Source organism: Streptomyces sp. NPDC050145 (genome assembly GCF_044460245.1).
Classification (GTDB): Bacteria; Actinomycetota; Actinomycetes; order Streptomycetales; family Streptomycetaceae; genus Streptomyces.
In genome coordinates, this window is record NZ_JBITJS010000013.1 from 218,561 (window position 1) to 239,704 (window position 21,144).

A 21,144-nucleotide genomic window follows, 5' to 3' on the forward strand; every position below is an offset into this window, starting at 1 on the left:
CGCGGGCGCCGCCGGGCCGCGACAGCGCGCTCGTACTCAGTTCGGCCTGGGTACGCGACTCAGCAGCGCGGCGAGCCGGGGCAGTTGCTCCGGGTCCTCCAGGGCCGAGCCGACCGCGACGACCCGCGCCCCGGCGGCCAGGTACGCGGCCGCGTTCTCCGCGTCGATCCCGCCCGTCGCCACGAACGGCACCTCCGGGAACGGGCCCCGCATCGCCCGGAACCAGCCGGCCCCGAGCACGCTCGCCGGGAACGCCTTCAGCCAGTCGAGGCCGAGGGCCCGCGCGGCCTGCACGTCGGTGGGCGTGGCGACCCCGGGCAGATGCGGAAGCCCGGCCGCCACGCTGGCCCGCGCCACCTCCGCGTCGAGTCCCGGCGCGACCGTGAACGCGGCACCCGCCGCCACCGCCCGCGCCAGCCGCTCCGCCGACGTGACCGTGCCCGCGCCGACCGGCTTGCCGCGCTCGGACCCGGCCGCGACGACCTCGGCGAGGACCCGTCCGGCCGCCTCGTCCTGCACCGGCACCTCGACGCACTCGATGCCCAGCTCCCAGGCGCGGACGGCGAGTTCGACGGTGCGGTCGGCGGGCATCCCGCGCAGGATCGCCATCACCGGCACCCCGGCGAACAGCTCCTCGAACGACGGATTCAGGGGCGCCATCCCAGCTCCTCGGAGATCGTCGCGGCGGTGGACAGCAGGTCCGGCAGGACGCCGGACTCCAGTGCGGTCAGGTCGGCGCGCGCCTTGAGTGCCGTGACGGAGACGGCCCCGACGACCGCGCCACCGCTGTCCCGTACGGGCGCGGCGAGGCAGTTCACGTAGTCCTCGTACTCGCCGTCGTCGACGGCCCAGCCCCGGGCCCGCGTCGCGTCGAGCACCACGCGGTGCGCGGCCGGGTCGGTGACCGTCGTCGCGGTGTGCGGGGCGAAGTCGCAGGACGCCGCGAGGATCGCGGCGGCCCGTTCGGGCGGCAGGTGCGCGAGGACCGCCTTCGCGACGCCCGCCGTGTGCAGGGTCACGGGGCGGCCGATCTCGGCGTAGAGACGGATGCCGTCGACCGGGTCGATCTTGTCGGCGTAGACGATCCGGTCGTCCTCCAGCGCGGCGAGGTGCACGGTGTGGCCGGTGCGGGCGCCGAGCCCGCGCAGATGCTCGCGCGCCACGTCGGTCAGCCCGAACTGCTCCTCGGCCAGCCGCGCGAGGCCCGTCAGGCGCAGGCCGATCCCGTACCGGCCGTCGGGCAGCCGGCGCGCGAGACCGCCGTCGGTGAGGGACTCCAGGAGGCGCAGCGCGGTGGAGCGGTGCACGCCGAGGTGCTCGCCGACCTGCGACTGGGTGCGGGGTTCGCGGGCGACGAACTCCAGGATGTCGATGGCCCTGCGGACCGTCTGCGACACGGTGTCACTGTCCTTCCGCATCGACGGCCCGCGCACCGGCGGCCGGTACGTAGTCCTCGACGCTGCTCAGCGTGCGGGCGGCCAGACGGTGGCCGAGGGCGAGGCGGGCGGGGGCGGGCAGCTCGCGGAGCAGTCCGCTCAGATAGCCCGCGGCGAACGCGTCCCCCGCGCCTACGGCCTCGACGACCTCCACGACCGGTGCGGGCACGAACTCCCTCTCCTCGCCCACGAGTTCCGTCGCGCCGACCGCGCCGTCCTTGACCACGAGGACGCCGCGCGGGGAGAGGTGATCGCGAATGTCCCGCGCCGTGGGCGTGTCCCACAGGGCCTCCGCCTCGTCGCGGCCGACCAGGACGACATCGGCCCGGCGAGCGAGCCCGAGCAGTTCCGCCGCCGCGGTCTCGGGTGAACTCCACAGCGCCGGGCGGTGGTTGACGTCGAAGGAGATCCGGGTCCCGGCCGCGCCCGCCCGGTCCATGAGCGCCGCCACGAGCGCGGCGCACCCCTCGGACAGGGCCGGGGTGACGCCGGTCAGGTGCAGGAGCCGTACGCCCGTGAAGTCGACGGCGTGGGCGTCGGCGGCCGTCATCCGGGAGGCGGCCGAGCCCGCGCGGTAGTAGTGGACGCGGGTGCCGCCGTCGGGCGCGGGGTCCTTGAAGTAGACGCCGGTCGGGGCCGAGGGGTCGGTGCGCACGCCGGTGACGTCGACGCCGCGCGCCGCGACGGCCGTGCGGATGCGCCGCCCGAAGGGGTCGTCGCCGACCCGGCTCCGCCACGCGGTGCGGTGGCCGAGGTCGGCGAGGTACTGGGCGACGGTGGACTCGGCGCCCGCGACGGCGAGGCGGGCCGTGGTGCCGCGTTCGAGGCCGCCGCCGTCGACGGGTGTCACCTGCGCCATCGTCTCGCCGACGCAGAGCACTTCCGGTGGATGCGGGTGCATGGGCGGGTGCATGGGCGGCCCCTTCCTCGTAGCGCTCCGTCCGGTCCGGCCGACCGTAACAAGCGTCGCGCAACAGGCGTGCACATGTTGCAACACGCGCCATTCCCGCAGGTCAGACCACTTGCGCTGCGAATCTCGGGTGCGACGGGGCGGCGGAGTCGCCATGATGCGGGCATGCCCTCAGCTCTCGTGAACACGATCAAGCCCGGCACCTTCTCCTCCGTCCCGCAGCCGACCCTGCCCACCGCCGACGGGACCCTCCTGCTCCGCCCGGCCGAACCGTCCGACGCGGACGCGGTCCACGCCGCGTTCCAGGACCCGGCGCTCCAGTTCTGGCACGCCCGCACGATGGACTCCCGCGACGAGGCGCTCGAGTGGATCGAGGAGGTCCTGCGCGGCTGGCGGGAGGAGACCGCCGCGCAGTGGATCGTGGCGCGGGCCGCCGACGGCGCCCCGCTCGGCCGGATGGCGCTGCGCGCGATGGACCTCGTGGAGGGCGTCGCGGAGATCGGGTACTGGATGCTGCCCGAGGCCCGCGGCCAGGGTGCCGCCCCCAAGACCCTGACCACGCTGACGGACTGGGCCCTGGCGGCCGGCTTCCACCGCATCGACCTCCTGCACTCCACCCACAACGAGCCGTCCTGCCGGGTCGCCGAGAAGGCCGGCTACGCACTGGAGGGCACCCGGCGCAGCTCCGCGCTGCACACCGACGGCTGGCACGACATGCACGTCCACGTCCGCATCCAGGACACGCGGGCCTAGGGCCCGAACGAGAGGCCCTGGGCGCCTAGGCGACCTGGGCGAGGACCAGCGCGGCGACCACCGGGGCCGCGTACACGAGCGGGAACGCCAGGTGCGAGAACCAGCGGGCCCGCGCCACCGCGATGACGGCCCCGGTGAAGTACAGGATCAGACCGATCGCGGCGGCCGTGCCGAGCGCGGGGACGACGAGCCCGGTGAGCAGGCCCAGCGCGCCGGCGGCCTTCGCGGTGCCCAGCCACGGCATCCAGGCGGCCGGGATCCCGTAGTCGGCGATCGGCTTGACCACCCAGGGGGCGCGGGTGAAGACGGACACGGCGGAGAAGCCGACCAGGACGGCGGCGAACACGGTGACGACGACATGGGCGACGGACATCAGGCACTCCTCGGTTCGGGCCCCCGCTGCGGGAACCTCACCCCCTCGACCCGCCGCACCGCACGGATGTGACAGCGCACGACATGTGACGCCCGCCACATGCCGTGCGCGCGAGAAATGACTGCGCGAGGTGCCTACTGGAGTTCCTCCGGGCACGGGGTGCCGCGGGGGATCTTGACCGGGGCCGCCAGGCGGTAGGTGCCGGCGCGGGGGGCGAGGAGCTCGGTCCAGCGGTCGCCGGAGGCGTCCTCCTCGGCCTCCATGAGGCAGCCGTGCTCGTTCGCGTACTTCTTGGGCAGGCTGTCGTCCCGCTCGCGGGCCCGCTTCGAGGCCTCCGTCTCCTGCGGCCTGCCGAGGCTGTCGCCGTTCTCGTCGACGACCGACAGCCACGGCGAGTACAGGACGCGGATGAGGATCCGGCCCGGCTCGGTGACCTCGATGGTCAGCTCGCTCTGCTCGGCGGCGTCGACCACCGCGTTCGGCTCGGCCATCGGCGTGGGGTCGGTGACGGCGAACAGCTGCCAGTTCGCGTCGCCCCACACCTGGCGCAGATACGGCAGGCCGCGCAGCACCAGCTCCCGCTCGCGCTCGCCGCCGTCCCCGTCGGGCTCGCCCTTGGGCAGCACCACGTAGTGCACGGCCCAGCGCTCCAGCCAGTCGTGGTAGTTCGCCGCGTTCAGGGTGTCGTCGTAGAAGAGCGGGTTGCGCTTCATGTCGGCCTGGCGGGTCCAGCCGCGCGCCAGGTTCACGTACGGGGCGAGCGCGGAGGCCTCGCGGTGGGAGCGGGCCGGGACGACCTCGACGCGGCCGCGCTCGGCCTTGACCTCCTGCAGCTCGTTGACCAGCGGGGCCAGTTCGCGGGCCCAGGAGGCGGCCGGGGTGGTGTGGACGACGTCGTCGACGGACTTGAAGCCGACCCACAGGTTCATGCCGGCGAACGTGACGACGATGACGTACCACTTGCGCGAACGCGGCACGGTGAACGGCAGCGCGGCGAGCAGCGCGACCCCGGCGAACAGCATCGGGAGCCGCGTGATGTTCGACCCGATCTGCGAGCTGATCAGCCAGACGAGCAGCACGGAGAGGCTGTAGACGGCGGAGGTGATCCGGACCGTCACCCATTCCTTGGGCACCAGCAGGTAGCAGAGGACGCCGTACACGAGCGGCAGCAGCGCCGACCCGAACGACATCGGCTGGGTGCCGGAGAACGGGAACAGCCAGGCCGAGAGTCCGACCACGGCGGCCGGCGCGAGCCCGAGCGCGTACGCGCCGGGGCGCCGCTTCTGCAGGAACAGGGCCACCGCGACGAGGCCCACGAACAGGCCGGCCACCGGCGAGCAGGCCGTCGCGAGCCCTGCGAGCGGCGCGGCGACGGCGGCCTTCGCCCAGCGCCGGTAGCGCCAGCGGTACGGCCAGCAGAACACGGCGGCGACCGCGGCGAGGCCGAACGCCATGCCGAGCCCGAACGTGACGCGGCCCGACGCCGCGTTGCACAGCAGCGCGAAGACGCCGGCGAGCGCGGGCCACAGCGGGCGCGCGACGACCCGCGTCCGGATCAGGATCATCGTCAGCAGCGCCGCGGAGAGCGTCCCGGCGATCATCATCGTCGTCCGCACACCGAGCACGGACATCAGATACGGGGACACCACGCTGTACGAGACCGGGTGCATGCCGCCGTACCAGGCGAGGTTGTACGCGGAGTCGGGGTGCCGGCCGACGAACTCGGCCCAGGCGTCCTGCGCGGCGAGGTCACCGCCACTGTTCGCGAACGTGAAGAACCACAGGAGGTGGACCGCTGCGGCGGCCGCCGTGGCGACCAGCACGGGGTGCCGCTCGGCCCGGCGCAGCCAGACGCGTGCGGCGGAGCCGGTGTCCTGTGTCCCGGGAGGCCCTATTCGGACGCTGCCCGTGTCCGTGCCGGGATCGTCGTCGGTGCGCGTCGGCTCCGCTGTGGCCACTGCTGACACTCCCGTACGTTCCGTCGTCGTCACCGATCCCGCCGACCGAGGGAACGTCCACGCCCCGGTCTCGCGACGCTAGCACGCGGCCTGCGCGCGGGCGCCGAGAAGGCCGGGCACGACGCGCGCCCGGCCTTCCTTCCGTCTTCCGCCGCGCCCCGGGGGGCTAGGCGATGCGCTTGATCTTCGCGCCGAAGCCCGGTTCGGCCAGATCGCTCTGGAGGGCGACCGGGACCTCGACGGCGTCGTTCTTGCCGTCGCCGACGCTGAGCACGCCGACCACCGTGCCGGCCTTCGCCGTGTGCGGGATCGCCTTGCCCTTCTCCGCGTCCAGCCGCAGCTTGACCGTCAGGCCGGACCAACCGACCGCGGAGACGTCCTTCGTCGCGACGACCGGGGTCGTGCCGCCGAGGCCGTCGTCGACCTGGCCGACGACATCGCCCTTCTTGACGATCTTCTTGGCGGTCAGCGCCTCCTGGCCGGACTCGATGAGGCCGCGGACCACGCCGGTGACCTCGTCGATGTTGGCCACGCCGGGCTTGCCGAACTGGCCGAGGGCGGCGCCGATGATCACCTGGCGCTTGCCGTCGACCTCCTTCTCCGCGGCGAACAGGATGTTGCCGCCGGCCGCGGTGGTCGTGCCGGTCTTGATGCCGATCGCGACGGTCGGGACCAGGCCGAAGAAGTTGTTCTGCTTCTCGCCGTTGAGGTCCATGTAGCTGGGCTGGCGGGCGATCTCGCGGAACGTCGGGTTCTCCATCGCGGCGCGGCCCAGCTTCACCAGGTCCTCGGCGGTCGAGACGGTCGTCTTGTCCAGGCCGCTGGGGTCCGTGTAGGTGGTGTTCTTCATCCCCAGCTCCTTCGCGGTCTTGTTCATCTTCTCGACGAACGCGTCCTCGGAGGAGCTGCCGGTGTCCCAGCGGGCGAGCAGCTTCGCGATGTTGTTGGCGGACGGCAGCATGACCGCCTGCAGCGCCTCGTACTCGGAGATCTTCTGGCCCTCGGTGACCTTGACCACCGACTCGTTCTCCGCCTTGCCGGTCTCGTAGTGCTTCTGCGCGGCGGCGTCGACGGGGATCTTCGGGCTGTCCGCGACCGACTTGACCGGGTGGTCGCGCAGGATCAGGTAGACCGTCATGACCTTGGCGATGCTGGCGATCGGTACGGGCTTCTGGTCGCCGGAGGTGCCGAAGGTGCCGATGCCGTTGACGTCCATCGCGGCCTGGCCCTGGGTGGGCCACGGCACGCTGGGCTTGTCGCCCTCGAACGACACCGTCTCCTGGGCGGTGAGCGCCAGGGTCGGGGCCGGGAGGGGGCGGACGGCCTGCACGATCGCAAACGCGACGATCAGCAGGATGACCAGCGGGGTCCAGATCTTGACGCGGCGCACGACGGTGCGGACGCCGGTCTCCGCGGGCGGCGGGGTGTTCGTCAGCTCGGCCAGGAGGTCCAGCGGGGGCTTCGGGGGAAGCGGCTGCTGGGTCGTGCGCTCGGGGGTGTCCAGCTCGGGCGCGGGCGCCGGGGCGTCCCGCTTCAGCGGTACGAACCTGCTGGTGCGCTCGGCTTCGTGCTCGGGGGTCGGCTGAGGCTTGGCCGTGGGCGCCTTCGCGGCGGGCGCGGGGTTCTTCGCGGCCGGCGACTTCAGCATGGTCGTCGGCTGGTCCACCTTCGGCGGGGCGACGGCCTTGAAGACGGCGGTGGCCTGGTCGAGGGCGGGCTTGTCGTCGGCCTTCGACTTCTTGCCGTCAGCCTTCGGCTCGGCGTCGGCTTTCGGCTCGGCGGGCTCGGCCTCGTCGGCCTTGTCGTCAGCCTTCGGCTCGCCGTCCGCCTTCGGCTTGCCATCGGCCTTCGACTCGGCGGGCTTCTCCTCGGCCTTTGCCTTCGGCTCGGCGGGCTTGTCTTCGGCCTTCGGCGGGGCGACGGCCTTGAAGACGGCGGTGGCCTGATCGACGGCAGGCTTGTCGTCGGCCTTGGCCTTCGGCTCAGCGTCGGCCTTCGGCTCGGCGGACTCGGCGTCGGCCTTGTCGTCCGCCTCCGGCTCGACGTCCGCCTTCGGCGCGGCAGGCTCAGCCTCCGGCTCGGCGGGCTTGTCCTCCGGCTCGGCAGGCTTGGCTTCCGGCTCGGCGTCCGCCTTCGGCTCGGCAGGCTGGTCCTCGGCCTCGCCCTCGTCCTTCGGCTCCGCGTCCGCCTTCGGCTCGACAGGCTCGGCGTCGGCCGGCTCGGGCTCCTCGTCCGCGTCGTCCGTCGACTCGGCCTCCGGTTCGGCGGGCTCGACGTCCGCCTCCGCCTCCGGCTCCGGCTTCGGCTCGGCAGGCTGGTCCTCGGTCTCCGCCTTCGGCTCCGCGTCCTCAGGAGCGTCGGCAGGGGCGTCGTCGGCGGCACCCTCGGTCGCGTCCTCGGGCGCGTCCTCAGAGATCTCCTCAGAGGCGTCCTCAGAGGCCTCCTCGGACGGTTCCTCCCGGGCCGGGGGCACCGGGGGCGTGTCGGAGGAGACCCAGGCGGCCACGGCTGCCCGCAGCCGCGCGTCACCCGCCGCCTCCGCCTCCGACTCCGGCTCCGTCGACTCGGGCTCCGGCACCGGCTCCGCCGACTCCGCGGAACCGGCGGAGCCCTCGGTCACGTCCCGGACGGAGAACACCGCCGTCGCCTGATCCACGCCCGCCGGCGCCACGGGCTTCTCCCGCGAACGCGCCACCGCGAGGCGCGGGTCCTCGCCCGGCGCCTGCTTCTCCGACCTGTCGGGGGTCCCCGCCACCGATGCCTCCTCGACCGCTCACCACTTAGCGCCGGACAGTCCAGCCCTGTCCGAACCATGTACCAGTGTCCTGTGCTGGGGGCTTGACCCCAGGGGTAGACGAGAACGACATACCTACTGGTTCCCGCCCAAACTCCCCACGTGCTCTCGACAGACCAATGTGAGAGGGGTCACCCTGTCATTCATCCACGCGGGGAGGCATGGATGGGCAAGAGCCGCAGAACGATTCCGGAGGAGCTTCTGTTGCTCGCTCTGGACCCGACCACGGGTACCACAGCGCAGCCGCAGTCGCTCGACCTCGGTCTGGCCGGTGCACAGCTAGTAGAGCTGGCGCTGGCCGGACGGATAGCCCCAGACGGGGATCGTATCGCCGTGGTGGTGCCACGGCCGACTGGAGATCCGACACTGGACTGCGCGTTGGAGTTGCTGCGAAGGCGTGGCGCTCCGGTGCGGGCGGTCCACTGGATCGGCGGGCCCCGCCTCGGGCTGCGCCAGACGTATCTCTCGCATCTGGAGCGGTGCGGCATGGTGCATGCCGTGGCCGGCCAGATGTGCGGAGTGCTGCCGACGACTCGCTACCAGGCGACGGACACGGCCATCAGCCGGGAGATCAGGACCCGGCTGGACTCGGCGATCCGTACCGGCGTACCGCCGGACCCACGGACCGCGGCGCTCGCCGCACTGGCCCACGCGGTCGGTCTCGGCAAGCACCTGTACCCGGGCAACGAGGGACGATCGTCCCGCTCCCGGCTGCGGGACCTGATCAGGCACGACCCGATGGGCGGTCTCGTGGCGCACGCCGTGATGGACGTCCAGAACGGGGTGGCCGCGCAGCCACGCCGTTCGCCCGCCACCGCGGCGGGCCGGGGCGCACCGGAGCCGGCCAGGGGTGTTCCGATGCAGCCGCACCACGGGGCCATGGCACGCGCCGTGGCCCACTAGGCGGCCGCCCGCACCACAGGCACCGCAGCACGAGAACCGCAGTACAGGCACCGCAGCACCGACGCAGGACACATCCGCACCAGCGCCGCACCTCAGTCCCCAGGACCGGTTCGGGAGCCGCTGCACCGCGCGGGGTGATGGACCGGCCGTCCGGACGACGGCCCGGCTCATCGCCCCGCGCGTTCGCGTTCGCACCGCGTACCGCACGCCTGTCCACCGCATATCCGTCATTCCCCAGCGCCGGGACGGACCGAAGTGGCAATCTGCTGAGCAGCAGATACGCAAAGTATGCGGAACAACGAAATGCACGCAGCCGGAGGTGCACGTCCCGTGGCGTCCAACGTCAATCCCACCGTAAGGCGACGCCGACTGGGCCAGGAGCTGCGCCGGCTCCGCGAGCTCAAGGGCATGACCGCCGAAGAGGTCGCCGAGCGCCTGCTGGTGTCGCAGTCGAAGATCAGCCGCCTGGAGAACGGGCGGCGCAGCATCAGCCAGCGTGACGTCCGCGACCTGTGCGGGGTCTACGAGGTCGAGGACCACCGGATCGTGGACTCGCTGATGCAGATGGCCAAGGACTCGCGCCAGCAGGGCTGGTGGCACTCCTTCGGCGACATCCCGTACTCGGTCTACATCGGCCTGGAGACGGACGCGGCGAGCCTGCGCATCTACGACCCGCAGGTCGTGCCGGGCCTGCTGCAGACCCGCGGCTACGCGGAGTCGCTCATCAACGGCGCGCTTCCAGAAACGGTTTCCCAGGACATCGAGAAGCGCGTCCAGGTGCGGATGCGCCGCCAGGAGCGCATCCAGGCCCCGGAGAACCCGCTGCGCCTGTGGACGGTCCTCGACGAGGCCGCGCTGCGCCGCACCGTGGGCGGCAAGAACGTCATGCGCGAGCAGTTGGAGCACCTGGTCGAGCAGTCGCAGCTGCCGCACGTCACCGTGCAGGTGATTCCGTTCGACATGGGGGCGCACCCCGGTCTGAACGGCCAGTACGCGATTCTGGAGTTCCCGGACGCCGCGGATTCCAGCGTCGTCTACATCGAGGGCGTCACCAGTGATCTTTATCTGGAGAAGGCCAATGACGTGCAGAAATACAGCGTCATGTACGAGCATCTCCGGGCACAGGCACTGAATGTTGATCAATCGCGACAGTTCATCTCCGACATCGCGAAGGAGTACGCGCGATAGCCGGTTCTTCCAAGACTCCGGGGCAAAGGCGCCGCACGGTACACCTTCGCCTCGGAGAAATGGAAGTCCCTCATGGAATATGCCATCCGGTCGGGTGAACGGCCACTTCATGCGGGTCAGTTGGCGAGTAGCGTCGATCACGCCATCAGGACAACTTCCTTGGCGAGAACCGCTCTGGACCTCCAGGCGGGGATGCAATTCGACCACTGTCTGAACCGTCTGAACCGGAGCAAAACATGGCAATCCAGCAGGGCGCCGCGGAATCCTGGATCAAGTCCTCGTATTCCACGGGGAACGGCGCGTGTGTCGAGGTCAAGTCGCCCGTGGTGCACGCGATCGCGGTGCGGGACTCGAAGGTCACCGAAGGTCCCATGATCGGTTTCGCGCCCGAGACCTGGAACGCGTTCGTGCACCAGGTGAGCACGGGGTCGTTCTGACCCGGAGGTGCAACGGCACGACCCTCATATATGCACCACTGTTGAAGCCCTCTCGACTGGCCCGCCGTCCTGGCCGAGGGGGCTTTGCCGTTCCCTGGACCTGGCACCCCGCGGCGCGTGTCAGCGCAGCTGGTCCACGTACCGGTCCGTGCCCGGCACCGTCGGCACGAACGGCGCCATGAGCTCGACCCGCGCCCCGAGCCCCGCCTGCGCCACCTCCTCGCCGAGCCCCGCGAAGTGCTGCTCCCAGCACTCACGCGGGTCCTTCTCCAGGAACCAGAGCAGGGTCAGCCGGGTGTCGACGCCCTCGACCTGCTTCACGTAGGTCATGCGGTCGCCCGGGAGCGGGGTGGGCCGGAAGAGCGTGACCATCGCGGCCGGTGACCCGGCCACGGCCCGCGGCAGGTGCCTGGAGCGCAGCCACTCGACGAGTTCGGCGCGCCGCTCGGGGCTCTCGACGTCGATGACCTCCACGACGAGGCCCGCGTACGGGTGGTCGAGGGCGTGGAAGTCGCGGGGGCCCGCGGCGCCGTCCCGGTAGACGGTCGCCTCGTGGTCCTGGAAGGCGGTGAAGACGTGGGTGCGGTCCTGGTAGACGCGGCCGTCGCGGTTGAGCCGCTTGTTGATGCCGACGGTCCACTTCATGTGGTCGGCGTAGCGGCCCTCGGTGATCCAGTACGTGGAGATGTAGCAGCCCGCGGTGACCGGTTCGGCGACCGCCGACTTCTCCGGGTAGCGCAGCTGCTGGAGTTCGCGGGTGGCGACCCAGCGGCGGCCGGAGTACATCCACGGCATGGCCATCGCGCCGGCGTAGTAGTGGTCGTCCTCGTACCAGCGGTTGTACGCGTACTCGTGCCCCGGGTGCGGCTCGACCATGGTGATCAGCGCGTGCCCCGGGCGCACCCCGTACGGGCCGACGGCCGCCAGTTCCGCATAGGTCTCGCTGTGGGTGTCCACGCCCTCGCTCATGCCGTTCCCCTTTTGCCGTGAGGGTTCCGTCCTGCGTCCGACGCCCCTACTCTGACGCTCCGTCAGATATAGCGCCAGAGTCGGGAGGCAACCGATGACGACGGGATCCAGCGGACCGGGCGGAACGCTCGCGGGGAAGACCGTGATCGTGTCCGGGGTCGGGGCCGGGCTCGGCCACCAGGTCGCGGCGGCGGTGCTGCGCGACGGCGGCAACGCGGTGCTCGGCGCGCGCACGGAGGCCAACCTCGCCAAGGCGGCGGCCGAGCTCGACCCCGAGGGCACGAGGACCGCGTACCGGTCGACGGACATCGGTGACGAGGGGCAGTGCGAGGCGCTGGTGGCGCTGGCGCGCGAGCGGTTCGGCGGGGTGGACGCGGTGGTCCATGTCGCCGCCTGGGACAGTCACTTCGGGGGTCTGGAGGACGCCGACTTCGAGACCTGGCGCGAGGTCGTCGACGTGAACCTGATCGGCACCCTGCGCATGACCCGGGCCTGCCTGCCCGCGCTGAAGGAGAACGGCGGCTCGGTGGTCATCATCGGCACGCAGTCCTCGGTGGCCGCCCCGACCCAGGTGCGGCAGGCGGCGTACGCGGCGTCCAAGGGGGCGCTGACGAGCGCGATGTACTCGCTGGCCCGGGAGCTGGGCCCGTACAGGATCCGGGTGAACACGGTGCTGCCGGGCTGGATGTGGGGCCCGCCGGTGCAGGCCTTCGTCCAGTTCACGGCGCAGACCGAGGGCGTGCCGGAGGAGGAGGTGCTCGGCCGGCTCACCGAGAGGATGGCGCTGCCGGATCTCGCCACGGACGGCGACGTGGCGGACGCGGCGGCGTTCCTCGCGTCCGACCGGTCCCGCGCCATCACCGGCCAGCAACTCCTGGTGAACGCGGGCGAACTCATGCGCTGACGACCGCCCCGCCTTCCGTTATTCCGCGACCGCACGGGACCCGCATCCCGTGCGGTCGTTCGCGTTCCCGCACACGGCTCACTGACGAAGTGCCCGCTCATGGTGTGGCCCACGTCACGGACGGGACAACGCCTCGCGAGGTCACGAAAACGCAAAATCGTTCGCTTTGCTGATCCTCGTTCACATCCATGACCGCCAGAAGCCTTGACCGGCCCCCGTCACGGGCGGTTCAATCCCCCACGTCCCCACTCCCGCAAGGGGGACACCGCTGGAACGGACGCACCACGGGCGCACTGACGAAGAGCCGACACGTTCGACACGTTCACAAGGCGGACCCCTGGAGGGGGACATGAACAGTCTCGACTGGGCCGTACTCATCGGCTACTTCGGCGTGATGGTCGCGATCGGCGTCTGGTCCCACAAACGCGTGGACGACGTCTCGGACTTCTTCACGGCCGGCGGAAAGATGCCCTGGTGGCTGTCCGGCATCTCGCACCACATGTCGGGCTACAGCGCCGTCATGTTCACCGGCTACGCCGGCATCGCGTACACGTACGGCGTGACGTCCTTCGTCACCTGGTCCTTCCCCATCGCGATCGGCATCGCCATCGGCTCCCGCCTGTTCGCGCCCCGCATCAACCGGCTGCGCTCGCGCCTGCACGTCGCCTCGCCGCTCGAGTACCTCAAAAACCGCTACAACCTGCCCACCCAGCAGGCGCTGGCCTGGTCCGGCATGCTTCTGAAGATCGTCGACGTGGGCGCGAAGTGGGCGGCCATCGCCACGCTCCTGTCCGTCTTCACCGGCGCCTCCCTCAACCAGGGCATCCTGATCACCGGTGTCATCACCGCCGTCTACTGCACGATCGGCGGCCTGTGGGCGGACGCGCTCACCGAACTCGGCCAGTTCGTCATCCAACTGCTCGCCGGAATCGCCATGTTCGTCGCGGTCGTCGCGAAACTCGGCCCGCACGGCGGCTTCTTCGGCGTCTGGGACGAGCCCGCGCTCGCCGGGCACGGCAAACCGCTGGTCGGCCAGTACAGCGCCGTCTTCCTGCTCGCGTTCCTCTTCATCAAGCTCTTCGAGTACAACGGCGGCATGCTCAACCAGGCGCAGCGCTACATGGCGACGGCCTCCCCCAAGGAAGCCGCCCGCTCCGCGCGCCTGTCCGCCGCGCTGTGGCTGGTCTGGCCCGTGGTCCTCTTCTTCCCCATGTGGATGTCGCCGCTCCTGGTGCACTCCCAGAAGCCCGACGGCTCCGACGCCTACGCCCTGATGACCGAGCAGCTGCTGCCGCACGGCCTGCTCGGCCTGGTCATCGTCGGCTTCTTCTCACACACCATGGCCATGTGCTCCTCCGACGCCAACGCCATCGCCGCCGTCTTCACCCGCGACGTGGCCCCGGCGCTCTCCGCGAAGGCCCGCGCCTGGAACTCCCGGAAGGGCCTGATCGCGGCGCGCGTCACGACAGTCGTCTTCCTCGGCCTGTCCATGGCCGTCGCCACCCAGGTCAACTCCCCCACGTTCAAGGACATCATCACCGTCGTCATCAAGTGGGTGGCCGGACTGATGGGCCCCATCGCCATCCCGATGATGCTGGGCCTGCTCCGTACCTTCCGCCGCTCCGGCCCGACCGCCGCCCTCACCAGCTGGGGCCTCGGCCTGCTCGCCTTCTGGCTGGTCAACTACCCGATCAACTGGAGCGTCGAGGGCGGCGTCCCGCTCGAGTACCAGGTCTCGATCCCGCTGGCCGTCTCGCTCGTCCTCTACGTCGTCATCGGCTACGTGAAGCCGGAGGACACCCCCGAGCGCGACGCGATCATCGAACGCATCAACACCGACGACGACGGCCCCGGCACGGCGGGCGCCGCCACGATCCCGGCCCAGACGGACGCGGCCGGAGCGACGGACGGCGCCCCGCGCGGGTGACCGCACGGAACGCGCCATCCTCGTACACCTTCGCAAAGGGCGCACATGCCGCCGAACCCCCGCAAGGGCGCCCGGGGACAGGGACGGGCCCGGCCACATCCGCACGCAACTGTCACGCAAGCGAACGGGGGCCGTCGCACCCGGTCGATTACAGTGCTGACATCCGTGGCCGAGGTCGAGGGGAGGGCCGATGGGCGCACCGCCCACCGCCGCGGCCGTGTGGGGCCGCGCCGAACAGCAGGACTTCCGCAGCAGGGTGCGGGGCACCCTGCTCGGCGGGGCACTCGGCGACACCCTCGGCGCGCCGCTCGACGAGACGTCCGGCGGCGACACCGCGCCGGGCGACACGGTCGGCACCCAGCTCGTGCCCGCGTACGGGCGCATCGGCGCGGTCACGGCCGCCACCCAGTTGTCCCTGTTCACCGTCGACGGGCTGATCCGCGCCCAGGTGCGGCGCGACGCCGGCGCCTGGCACCCGCCCACCGACGTGCACAAGGCCTATCTGCGCTGGGCCGCCACCCAGCGCGACTGGGGCCCCGACGAGCGCCGCAAGGAGGACGGCTGGCTGGCCCGCGAGGAGTGGCTGTACTCCCGTCGCGGCGCCGCCCAGTCCCTGCTGCTCGGGCTCGGCAACGACGTCATGGGCACCCTGGACCGGCCCAAGAACCCGGAGGACGCCGGACCCGAGGCGGTGGCCCGCTCCGCGCCGTTCGGCCTGCTCGTGGGCTGGGAGCCGCAGCTCGTCATCCAGCTCGCCGTCGAGTGCGCCGTCCACACGCACGGCGCGCCCGAGGCGTACCTCGCGGCGGGCGCGCACGCCGTGATCGTGCACGCCGTGGCGCGCGGCGACTCGCTCGACTCGGCGGTGCAGCGGGCCCTCGCCCTGCTCGCGGCCCGGCCCGGGCACCAGCAGGTCACGGACGCGCTCCAGCACGCGCTCGGCGCCGTCCGGCAGGGCCTGCCGACCGGGGCGCGCGTCATGGAGCTGGTCGACGACGGCAACGCGGCGGGGGTCCTCGGGGCCGCCGTCTACTGCGCGCTCGTCGGCGAGGACGTCCGGCACGGGCTGCGGCTCGCCGTGCACCACGGGGGCCCGTCCGCGCAGGTCGGCGCCGTGTGCGGGGCCCTGCTCGGGGCGCTGCACGGTGAGACGGCGCTGCCGCCGGCCTGGATCATCGAGCTGGAGGGCCGGCCCACGATCCTGGAGCTGGCCGACGACTTCTCCATGGAGATGACCCAGGGGCCCGCCCTGCACGGGCCCTCGGGCTCCTCCCCCGGCTGGCTGGCCCGCTACCCGCGCGCCTGAGCCCTGCCCTGGTCCTGGTCCTGGTCCTGGTCCTGAAAGGGGTCAGTCCTCCAACACCGGCAGCAGCTGCGGCAGATGCCCGTCCGACGCGGCGGCCGCCCGCACCCGCTCCTCCGGGACCTCCCCGTACAGCGTCGTGCGCGGCTTCGCCGGACGGCCCGCCGCCTCGGCGACCGCGACGAGGTCCTCGACCGACTTGTACGAGCCGTACGAGGACCCGGCCATCCGCGAGATGGTCTCCTCCATCAGCGTCCCGCCCAGGTCGTTCGCCCCGGAGCGGAGCATCTCGGCGGCGCCCTCGGTGCCGAGCTTGACCCAGCTGGTCTGGATGTTGGGGATGTGCGGGTGCAGCAGGACACGGGCCATGGCGGTGACCGCGCGGTTGTCGCGGGAGGTCGGGCCGGGGCGCGCGATACCGGCCAGGTAGACCGGCGCGTTCGTGTGGATGAAAGGCAGCGTCACGAACTCCGTGAAGCCGCCCGTCTCCTGTTGGACGGAGGCCAGGGTCCGCAGGTGCCCGAGCCAGTGGCGGGGCTGGTCCACATGCCCGTACATCATCGTGGAGCTGGACCGGATGCCCAGCTCGTGCGCCGTCTTGATGACCTCGATCCAGGTGGCGGTCGGCAGCTTGCCCTTGGTGAGGACCCAGCGGACCTCGTCGTCGAGGATCTCGGCGGCGGTGCCGGGGATCGAGTCCAGGCCCGCTTCCTTGGCGGCGGTCAGCCACTCGCGGATCGAAAGGCCCGTGCGGGTCGCGCCGTTGACGACCTCCATCGGCGAGAACGCGTGCACGTGCATGCCGGGCACGCGTTCCTTCACGGCCTTCGCGATGTCGAAGTACGCGGTGCCGGGCAGGTCCGGGTGGATGCCGCCCTGCATGCAGACCTCGACCGCGCCCACGTCCCACGCCTGCTGGGCCCGGTCGGCGACCTGGTCGAGGGAGAGCGTGTACGCGTCGGCGTCGGTGCGGCGCTGGGCGAAGGCGCAGAAGCGGCAGCCGGTGTAGCAGACGTTCGTGAAGTTGATGTTCCGCGTGACGATGTACGTGACGTCGTCGCCGACGACCGACTTGCGGATGTCGTCGGCGACCTGGCACAGGGCGTCGAGCGCGGGCCCGTCCGCGTGCAGCAGCGCGAGCGCCTCGTCGTCGGTGAGCCGGGTCGGGTCGTCGGCGGCCTGCTTCAGGGCGGCGCGCACGTCGGCGTCGATGCGGGACGGGACCATGCCGGGCGCCGCCTGCTCGCGCAGCGCCTCCCAGTCCCCGTACACCTCGTCGAAGTCGTCCCGGCGGTCGGAGGTGCGGCCCTCGGTGTCGATGGTGCGGTGCAGGTCGGTGCGGCCGCTCGACGCGACGTACCCCTCGTCCGGCTCCTGCCAGGGCCGGCCCACGACGGGCGCGTCCGCGACGGCGAGCCCCGTCTCCGGGTCGGCGAGCGCCCGGACGTGCGGCAGCAGGCGCGGGTCCAGCCACGGTTCGCCGCGCGTCACGAACTCCGGGTACACACACAGCCGTTCGCGCAGCTCGAAGCCGGCCTCCCGGGACTGCGCGGCGAGTTCCTCCAGGCGCGGCCACGGCTTCTCGGGGTTCACGTGGTCGATGGTCACCGGGGAGACGCCGCCCCAGTCGTCGATGCCGGCCGCGATGAGGCGCGTGTACTCGCCGTCGACGAGGTTCGGCGGGGCCTGGAGGTTGCCGGACGGGCCCATGATGTGGCGGGCGACGGCCACCGTGGCGACCAGGTCGTCGAGTTCGGCGTCCGGCATGCCGCGCATCGCCGTGTCCGGCTTGGCGCGGAAGTTCTGGATGATCAGTTCCTGGACGCCGTGGTACGAGCGGGCGACGCGGCGCAGCGCGAACAGCGACTCGGCGCGCTCCTCGTACGTCTCCCCGATCCCGATGAGCAGCCCGGACGTGAACGGCACCGACGAACGCCCCGCGTCCTCGAGAACCCGCAGCCGCACGGCCGGTTCCTTGTCCGGGGAGCCGTAGTGCGGCATGCCGGGCTCGGACCAGAGCCGCTCGGCGGTGGTCTCCAGCATCATGCCCATGCTCGGCGCGACGGGCTTGAGCCGCTGGAAGTCGGTCCAGGACATGACCCCGGGGTTGAGGTGCGGGAGCAGGCCCGTCTCCTCCAGGATCCGGATGGATATCGCGCGGACGTACGCGATGGTGTCGTCGTAGCCGTGCGCGTCAAGCCACTCGCGCGCCTCGGGCCAGCGGTCCTCCGGCTTGTCGCCGAGGGTGATCAGGGCTTCCTTGCAGCCGAGTGCGGCGCCCTTGCGCGCGACGTCGAGGACCTCGTCCGGGGACATGAACATCCCGTGCCCGTCCCGGCGCAGCTTGCCGGGGACGGTGACGAACGTGCAGTAGTGGCACTTGTCCCGGCACAGCCGCGTCAGCGGGATGAACACGCTCTTCGAGTACGTGATGACGCCGGGCCGGCCGGCCGCTTCGAGCCCCGCGTCGCGCACCCGGGCGGCGGACGCCGTCAGGTCGTCGAGGTCCGTGCCGCGCGCCTGGAGCAGCACGGCGGCCTCCGTCACGTCCAGCGCGACACCGTCCCTGGCCCTTCTCAGCGCGCGGCGCATGGCGTTGGCGGTGGGCACGCTCGGCGAAGACTGATCACTCATGGGCCGAGCATACGAGCGAGTAGGTGAGTGTTCGATAGTGCGTCGAGGCAGGAGTGCTTGAGAGCCCGGAGCAGTTCAGGGGCCGGACCGCTTCAGGGACCGGACTGTCTAGGCGGGAGGCCGCACGTACTCCTGGTAGGCGTCGAGCCTGCGCAGCACGGTCGCCTCGTCGCCGGGCGGCAGTTGCAGCACGACCTCCTCGACGCCCTGTTCCGCGTAGTGCGCGAGCTTGCCCGGGTTGGGCAGGACCGCGTACGGCACGATCTGGAGGGCCGCCGGGTCGCGGCCCGCGTCCTGCCAGCGGGCCCGCAGTTCGGGCAGCGTCCGGCTCAGGCCGCCGCCCCCGAGCGGCATCCAGCCGTCCCCGTACGCGCAGATGTGCTCGTAGAGCTTGGGGCCGGCCGCGCCGCCGACCAGGGTGCGGGGGGCGCCGCCCCGCACGGGCTTGGGGTGGGTGTGGCTGGCGCGTACGGCGCCCGTGAACTCCCCGGTGTACGCGGTCGGTTCCTCGGCCCACAGGGCCCGCATCAGGCCCATCCGGTCCCGGACCAGTTCGCGCCGCGTCGCCCACTCCACACCGTGGTCGGCGGCCTCCTCCTTGTTCCAGCCGAAGCCGACGCCGAGGGTGAGGCGGCCGCCGCTGAGATGGTCGAGGGTGGCGGCCTGCTTGGCGAGGTCGATCGGGTCATGCTGGGCGACGAGCGTGATGCCGGTGCCGAGCGTGATCCGTTCGGTGACGGCGGCGGCCTGGGCGAGGGCGACGAACGGGTCGAAGGTGCGGGTGTACTCGCGGGGCAGCTCGCGGTCGCCGCCACCCGGGTACGGGCTCGTGCGCTCGACCGGGATATGGGTGTGCTCGGGCACGTAGAGCCCGGCGAAGCCACGCTGTTCGAGCTCGCGGGCGAGACGCACGGGCGTGATGGTCTCGTCGGTCAGAAAGATCGTGGTCGAGATCCGCATGCGGCATTCCTAACGCCGGGCCCACGCGGAGTCCAGCAGCCGTCGCCGGGACTTGTCCGGCAATTACCTTTCCTTGCCGGGAAGTTCACGGCTCAATGCCAGGGTCGCACCCGTCACCGCCGACTCACGCTCAGCGCACCGCCGACCCACTGTCGACCCTTTGGGGAGCCGCCCTATGTGCACCGACGACAGCCGCCACGGACCGGGCAGACGGGCGTTGCTCGTGACCGGGGCCGCCACCGCCCTTACCCTCGGCACCATGAGCTTCGCCAGCGCCGCCGAGGGCTCGCAGAGCACGCAGACGCTCACGGGCACGCTGCCGCCGGGCGCCCCGGACTTCGTCTACCTGCCGGTGGAGGTGCCGCCCGGACCAGCGAGATCCGCGTCGCCTACACGTACACGAAGGCGACGGTCCCGGCCGGCACGCAGAACAACGCCCTGGACATCGGTCTCTTCGACGAGCGCGGCACGGCGCTGGGCGGCGAGGGCTTCCGCGGCTGGTCGGGCGGGGCCCGCACCGAGTTCTTCGTACGGGCCGACGACGCGACGCCCGGCTACGTCCCGGGGCCGGTCCGCGCGGGCACCTGGCACATCGCGCTCGGCCCGTACACGGTCGCTCCCGAGGGCCTGCCCTACGCGGTGACGGTGACCCTGACCCACGGCGAGCAGGGCCGCACCCCGCGCCCCACGTACCCGCCGGAGCGGGCGCGCGGGCGGGGCCGCGCCTGGTACCGGGGCGACTGCCACCTCCACTCCTGGCACTCGGACGGGCGGCGCACCCCGGCGGAGATCGGCGCGCTCGCCCGCGCGGCGGGCCTGGACTTCATCAACACCTCCGACCACAACACGCACACCTCCCACGCGCACTGGGCGGACGTGGCGGGCGACGACCTGCTGGTGATGCTCGGCGAGGAGATCACGACCCGCAACGGTCACGTCGTCGCCCTCGGCACCGATCCCGGCACCTTCGTCGACTGGCGCTACCGGGCCCGCGACAACCGCTTCGGCCACTACGCGGACCAGATCCGCCGCGCGGGCGGCCTCGTCGTACCCGCGCACCCGCACGCGACCTGCATCGGCTGCGCCTGGAAGTTCGGCCTGAACGACGCGGACGCGGTCGAGGTCTGGAACGGCCCCTACACCCCCGACGACGAGGTCTCCCTGGCCGACTGGGACAACACCCTGGTCTCCTACGCCCGCCGGGGCTCCGCGCGCTGGCTGCCCGCGATGGGCAACAGCGACGCCCACCGCGACCCCGACCGGATCGGCGGCCCCCAGACGGTGGTCCTGGCCGACGACCTGACCCGCACGGCGATCCAGGAGGGCCTGCGCGCGGGCCGCGCCTACGTGGCCGAGTCGAAGGACGTGTCCCTCACCTTCACGGCGACGGGCGGCAAGGGCGAGTCGGCGGGCATCGGCGAACGCCTCCGGGTCCCGGCGGACACCCCCGTCACGGTGACCCTGGAGGCGAAGGGCGCCCCCGGCTGCACCCTCCACCTGGTCACGGACGAGGGCACCCTTTTCACCTCGGCCCCCCTGCCCGCCTCCGGCGAGGGCTCGGCGACCTGGCACACGACCCCGTCCTACGCGGCCTACGTCCGAGCCGAACTCCGCCACCCCGCCACTGTCCCCGGCCTCCCGGGCCCCCTGGCAGCCTTCACGAACCCGGTGTTCCTGGGAACGTGACGCTCCCCT

16 protein-coding genes and 1 pseudogene are annotated in these 21,144 nt (G+C 72.0%); 8 read left to right on the forward strand and 9 right to left on the reverse strand.

What is annotated here, in order from left to right; all coding sequences use genetic code 11:
* Window positions 1-36: 36 nt before the first annotated feature.
* From ACIBTU_RS26380 to ACIBTU_RS26390, 3 genes are read right to left on the reverse strand one after another with little or no spacing between them, the layout of a single operon-like run.
* Window positions 37-660, reverse strand: coding sequence for a bifunctional 4-hydroxy-2-oxoglutarate aldolase/2-dehydro-3-deoxy-phosphogluconate aldolase (locus ACIBTU_RS26380; protein ID WP_399128925.1), 624 nt, complete (start codon window positions 658-660; stop codon window positions 37-39).
* Window positions 648-1,397, reverse strand: a complete 750-nt coding sequence (locus ACIBTU_RS26385) for an IclR family transcriptional regulator (RefSeq protein WP_399128926.1) — start codon at window positions 1,395-1,397, stop codon at window positions 648-650. Before ACIBTU_RS26385 ends, ACIBTU_RS26380 begins: the two co-directional genes overlap by 13 nt.
* Before the next feature lie 4 nt (window positions 1,398-1,401).
* Window positions 1,402-2,349, reverse strand: coding sequence for a sugar kinase (locus ACIBTU_RS26390; RefSeq protein WP_399128927.1), 948 nt, complete (start codon window positions 2,347-2,349; stop codon window positions 1,402-1,404).
* A 162-nt stretch (window positions 2,350-2,511) separates the two neighbouring features.
* Between ACIBTU_RS26390 and ACIBTU_RS26395 the strand changes: the two genes are divergently transcribed.
* Entirely contained in the window at window positions 2,512-3,099 is a 588-nt protein-coding gene (locus ACIBTU_RS26395; RefSeq protein WP_399128928.1) for a GNAT family N-acetyltransferase, read from the forward strand.
* A gap of 25 nt (window positions 3,100-3,124) precedes the next feature.
* On the opposite strand, the gene ACIBTU_RS26400 is transcribed toward ACIBTU_RS26395, so the two are convergent.
* The 3 genes from ACIBTU_RS26400 to ACIBTU_RS26410 all read right to left on the reverse strand — a co-directional run bounded on the left by ACIBTU_RS26400 (window position 3,125) and on the right by ACIBTU_RS26410 (window position 8,185).
* On the reverse strand, window positions 3,125-3,472 hold the full coding sequence (locus tag ACIBTU_RS26400) for a DoxX family protein (protein ID WP_399128929.1): 348 nt from the start codon (window positions 3,470-3,472) through the stop codon (window positions 3,125-3,127).
* A gap of 134 nt (window positions 3,473-3,606) precedes the next feature.
* A complete protein-coding gene (locus tag ACIBTU_RS26405; protein WP_399128930.1) occupies window positions 3,607-5,430 on the reverse strand; it encodes an MFS transporter in 1,824 nt (607 codons plus the stop codon).
* Between the two features lie 166 nt (window positions 5,431-5,596).
* Window positions 5,597-8,185 (reverse strand): D-alanyl-D-alanine carboxypeptidase, encoded by a 2,589-nt coding sequence (locus ACIBTU_RS26410; protein WP_399128931.1) that lies wholly within the window; start codon window positions 8,183-8,185, stop codon window positions 5,597-5,599.
* A 204-nt stretch (window positions 8,186-8,389) separates the two neighbouring features.
* On the opposite strand from ACIBTU_RS26410, the gene ACIBTU_RS26415 reads away from it, so the two are divergent.
* The 3 genes from ACIBTU_RS26415 (at window position 8,390) to ACIBTU_RS26425 (ending at window position 10,752) form a co-directional block, all read left to right on the forward strand.
* Complete coding sequence (locus ACIBTU_RS26415) at window positions 8,390-9,127, forward strand: GPP34 family phosphoprotein (protein ID WP_399128932.1); 738 nt, start codon at window positions 8,390-8,392, stop codon at window positions 9,125-9,127.
* Window positions 9,128-9,457: 330 nt separating this feature from the next.
* Entirely contained in the window at window positions 9,458-10,315 is an 858-nt protein-coding gene (locus ACIBTU_RS26420; RefSeq protein WP_399128933.1) for a helix-turn-helix domain-containing protein, read from the forward strand.
* Window positions 10,316-10,551: 236 nt separating this feature from the next.
* Window positions 10,552-10,752 (forward strand): DUF397 domain-containing protein, encoded by a 201-nt coding sequence (locus ACIBTU_RS26425; RefSeq protein ID WP_188338362.1) that lies wholly within the window; start codon window positions 10,552-10,554, stop codon window positions 10,750-10,752.
* A gap of 120 nt (window positions 10,753-10,872) precedes the next feature.
* Here the strand turns inward: ACIBTU_RS26425 and ACIBTU_RS26430 are convergent, their stop codons facing one another.
* Entirely contained in the window at window positions 10,873-11,721 is an 849-nt protein-coding gene (locus tag ACIBTU_RS26430) for a hypothetical protein (RefSeq protein ID WP_399128934.1), read from the reverse strand.
* Window positions 11,722-11,815: 94 nt separating this feature from the next.
* Here ACIBTU_RS26430 and ACIBTU_RS26435 point away from each other — a divergent pair, with 94 nt between their 5' ends.
* From ACIBTU_RS26435 to ACIBTU_RS26445, 3 genes are all read left to right on the forward strand, one after another.
* Window positions 11,816-12,625, forward strand: a complete 810-nt coding sequence (locus ACIBTU_RS26435) for an SDR family oxidoreductase (protein WP_399128935.1) — start codon at window positions 11,816-11,818, stop codon at window positions 12,623-12,625.
* A gap of 349 nt (window positions 12,626-12,974) precedes the next feature.
* Window positions 12,975-14,552 carry a sodium:solute symporter family protein gene (locus tag ACIBTU_RS26440; protein ID WP_399128937.1) on the forward strand — a complete coding sequence of 526 codons (1,578 nt, stop codon included), beginning with the start codon at window positions 12,975-12,977 and terminating at the stop codon, window positions 14,550-14,552.
* A 190-nt stretch (window positions 14,553-14,742) separates the two neighbouring features.
* Complete coding sequence (locus ACIBTU_RS26445) at window positions 14,743-15,858, forward strand: ADP-ribosylglycohydrolase family protein (RefSeq protein ID WP_399128938.1); 1,116 nt, start codon at window positions 14,743-14,745, stop codon at window positions 15,856-15,858.
* A 42-nt stretch (window positions 15,859-15,900) separates the two neighbouring features.
* On the opposite strand, the gene ACIBTU_RS26450 is transcribed toward ACIBTU_RS26445, so the two are convergent.
* Both ACIBTU_RS26450 and ACIBTU_RS26455 read right to left on the reverse strand, forming a co-directional pair.
* Complete coding sequence (locus ACIBTU_RS26450) at window positions 15,901-18,489, reverse strand: bifunctional FO biosynthesis protein CofGH (protein ID WP_399128939.1); 2,589 nt, start codon at window positions 18,487-18,489, stop codon at window positions 15,901-15,903.
* 108 nt (window positions 18,490-18,597) lie between these two features.
* The gene (locus ACIBTU_RS26455) at window positions 18,598-19,449 is read right to left on the reverse strand and encodes an LLM class F420-dependent oxidoreductase (RefSeq protein WP_399128940.1); all 852 of its coding nucleotides are present in this window, start codon (window positions 19,447-19,449) and stop codon (window positions 18,598-18,600) included.
* 175 nt (window positions 19,450-19,624) lie between these two features.
* On the opposite strand from ACIBTU_RS26455, the pseudogene ACIBTU_RS26460 reads away from it, so the two are divergent.
* Window positions 19,625-21,135 (forward strand): annotated as a pseudogene (locus ACIBTU_RS26460) (CehA/McbA family metallohydrolase).
* Window positions 21,136-21,144: the final 9 nt, after the last annotated feature.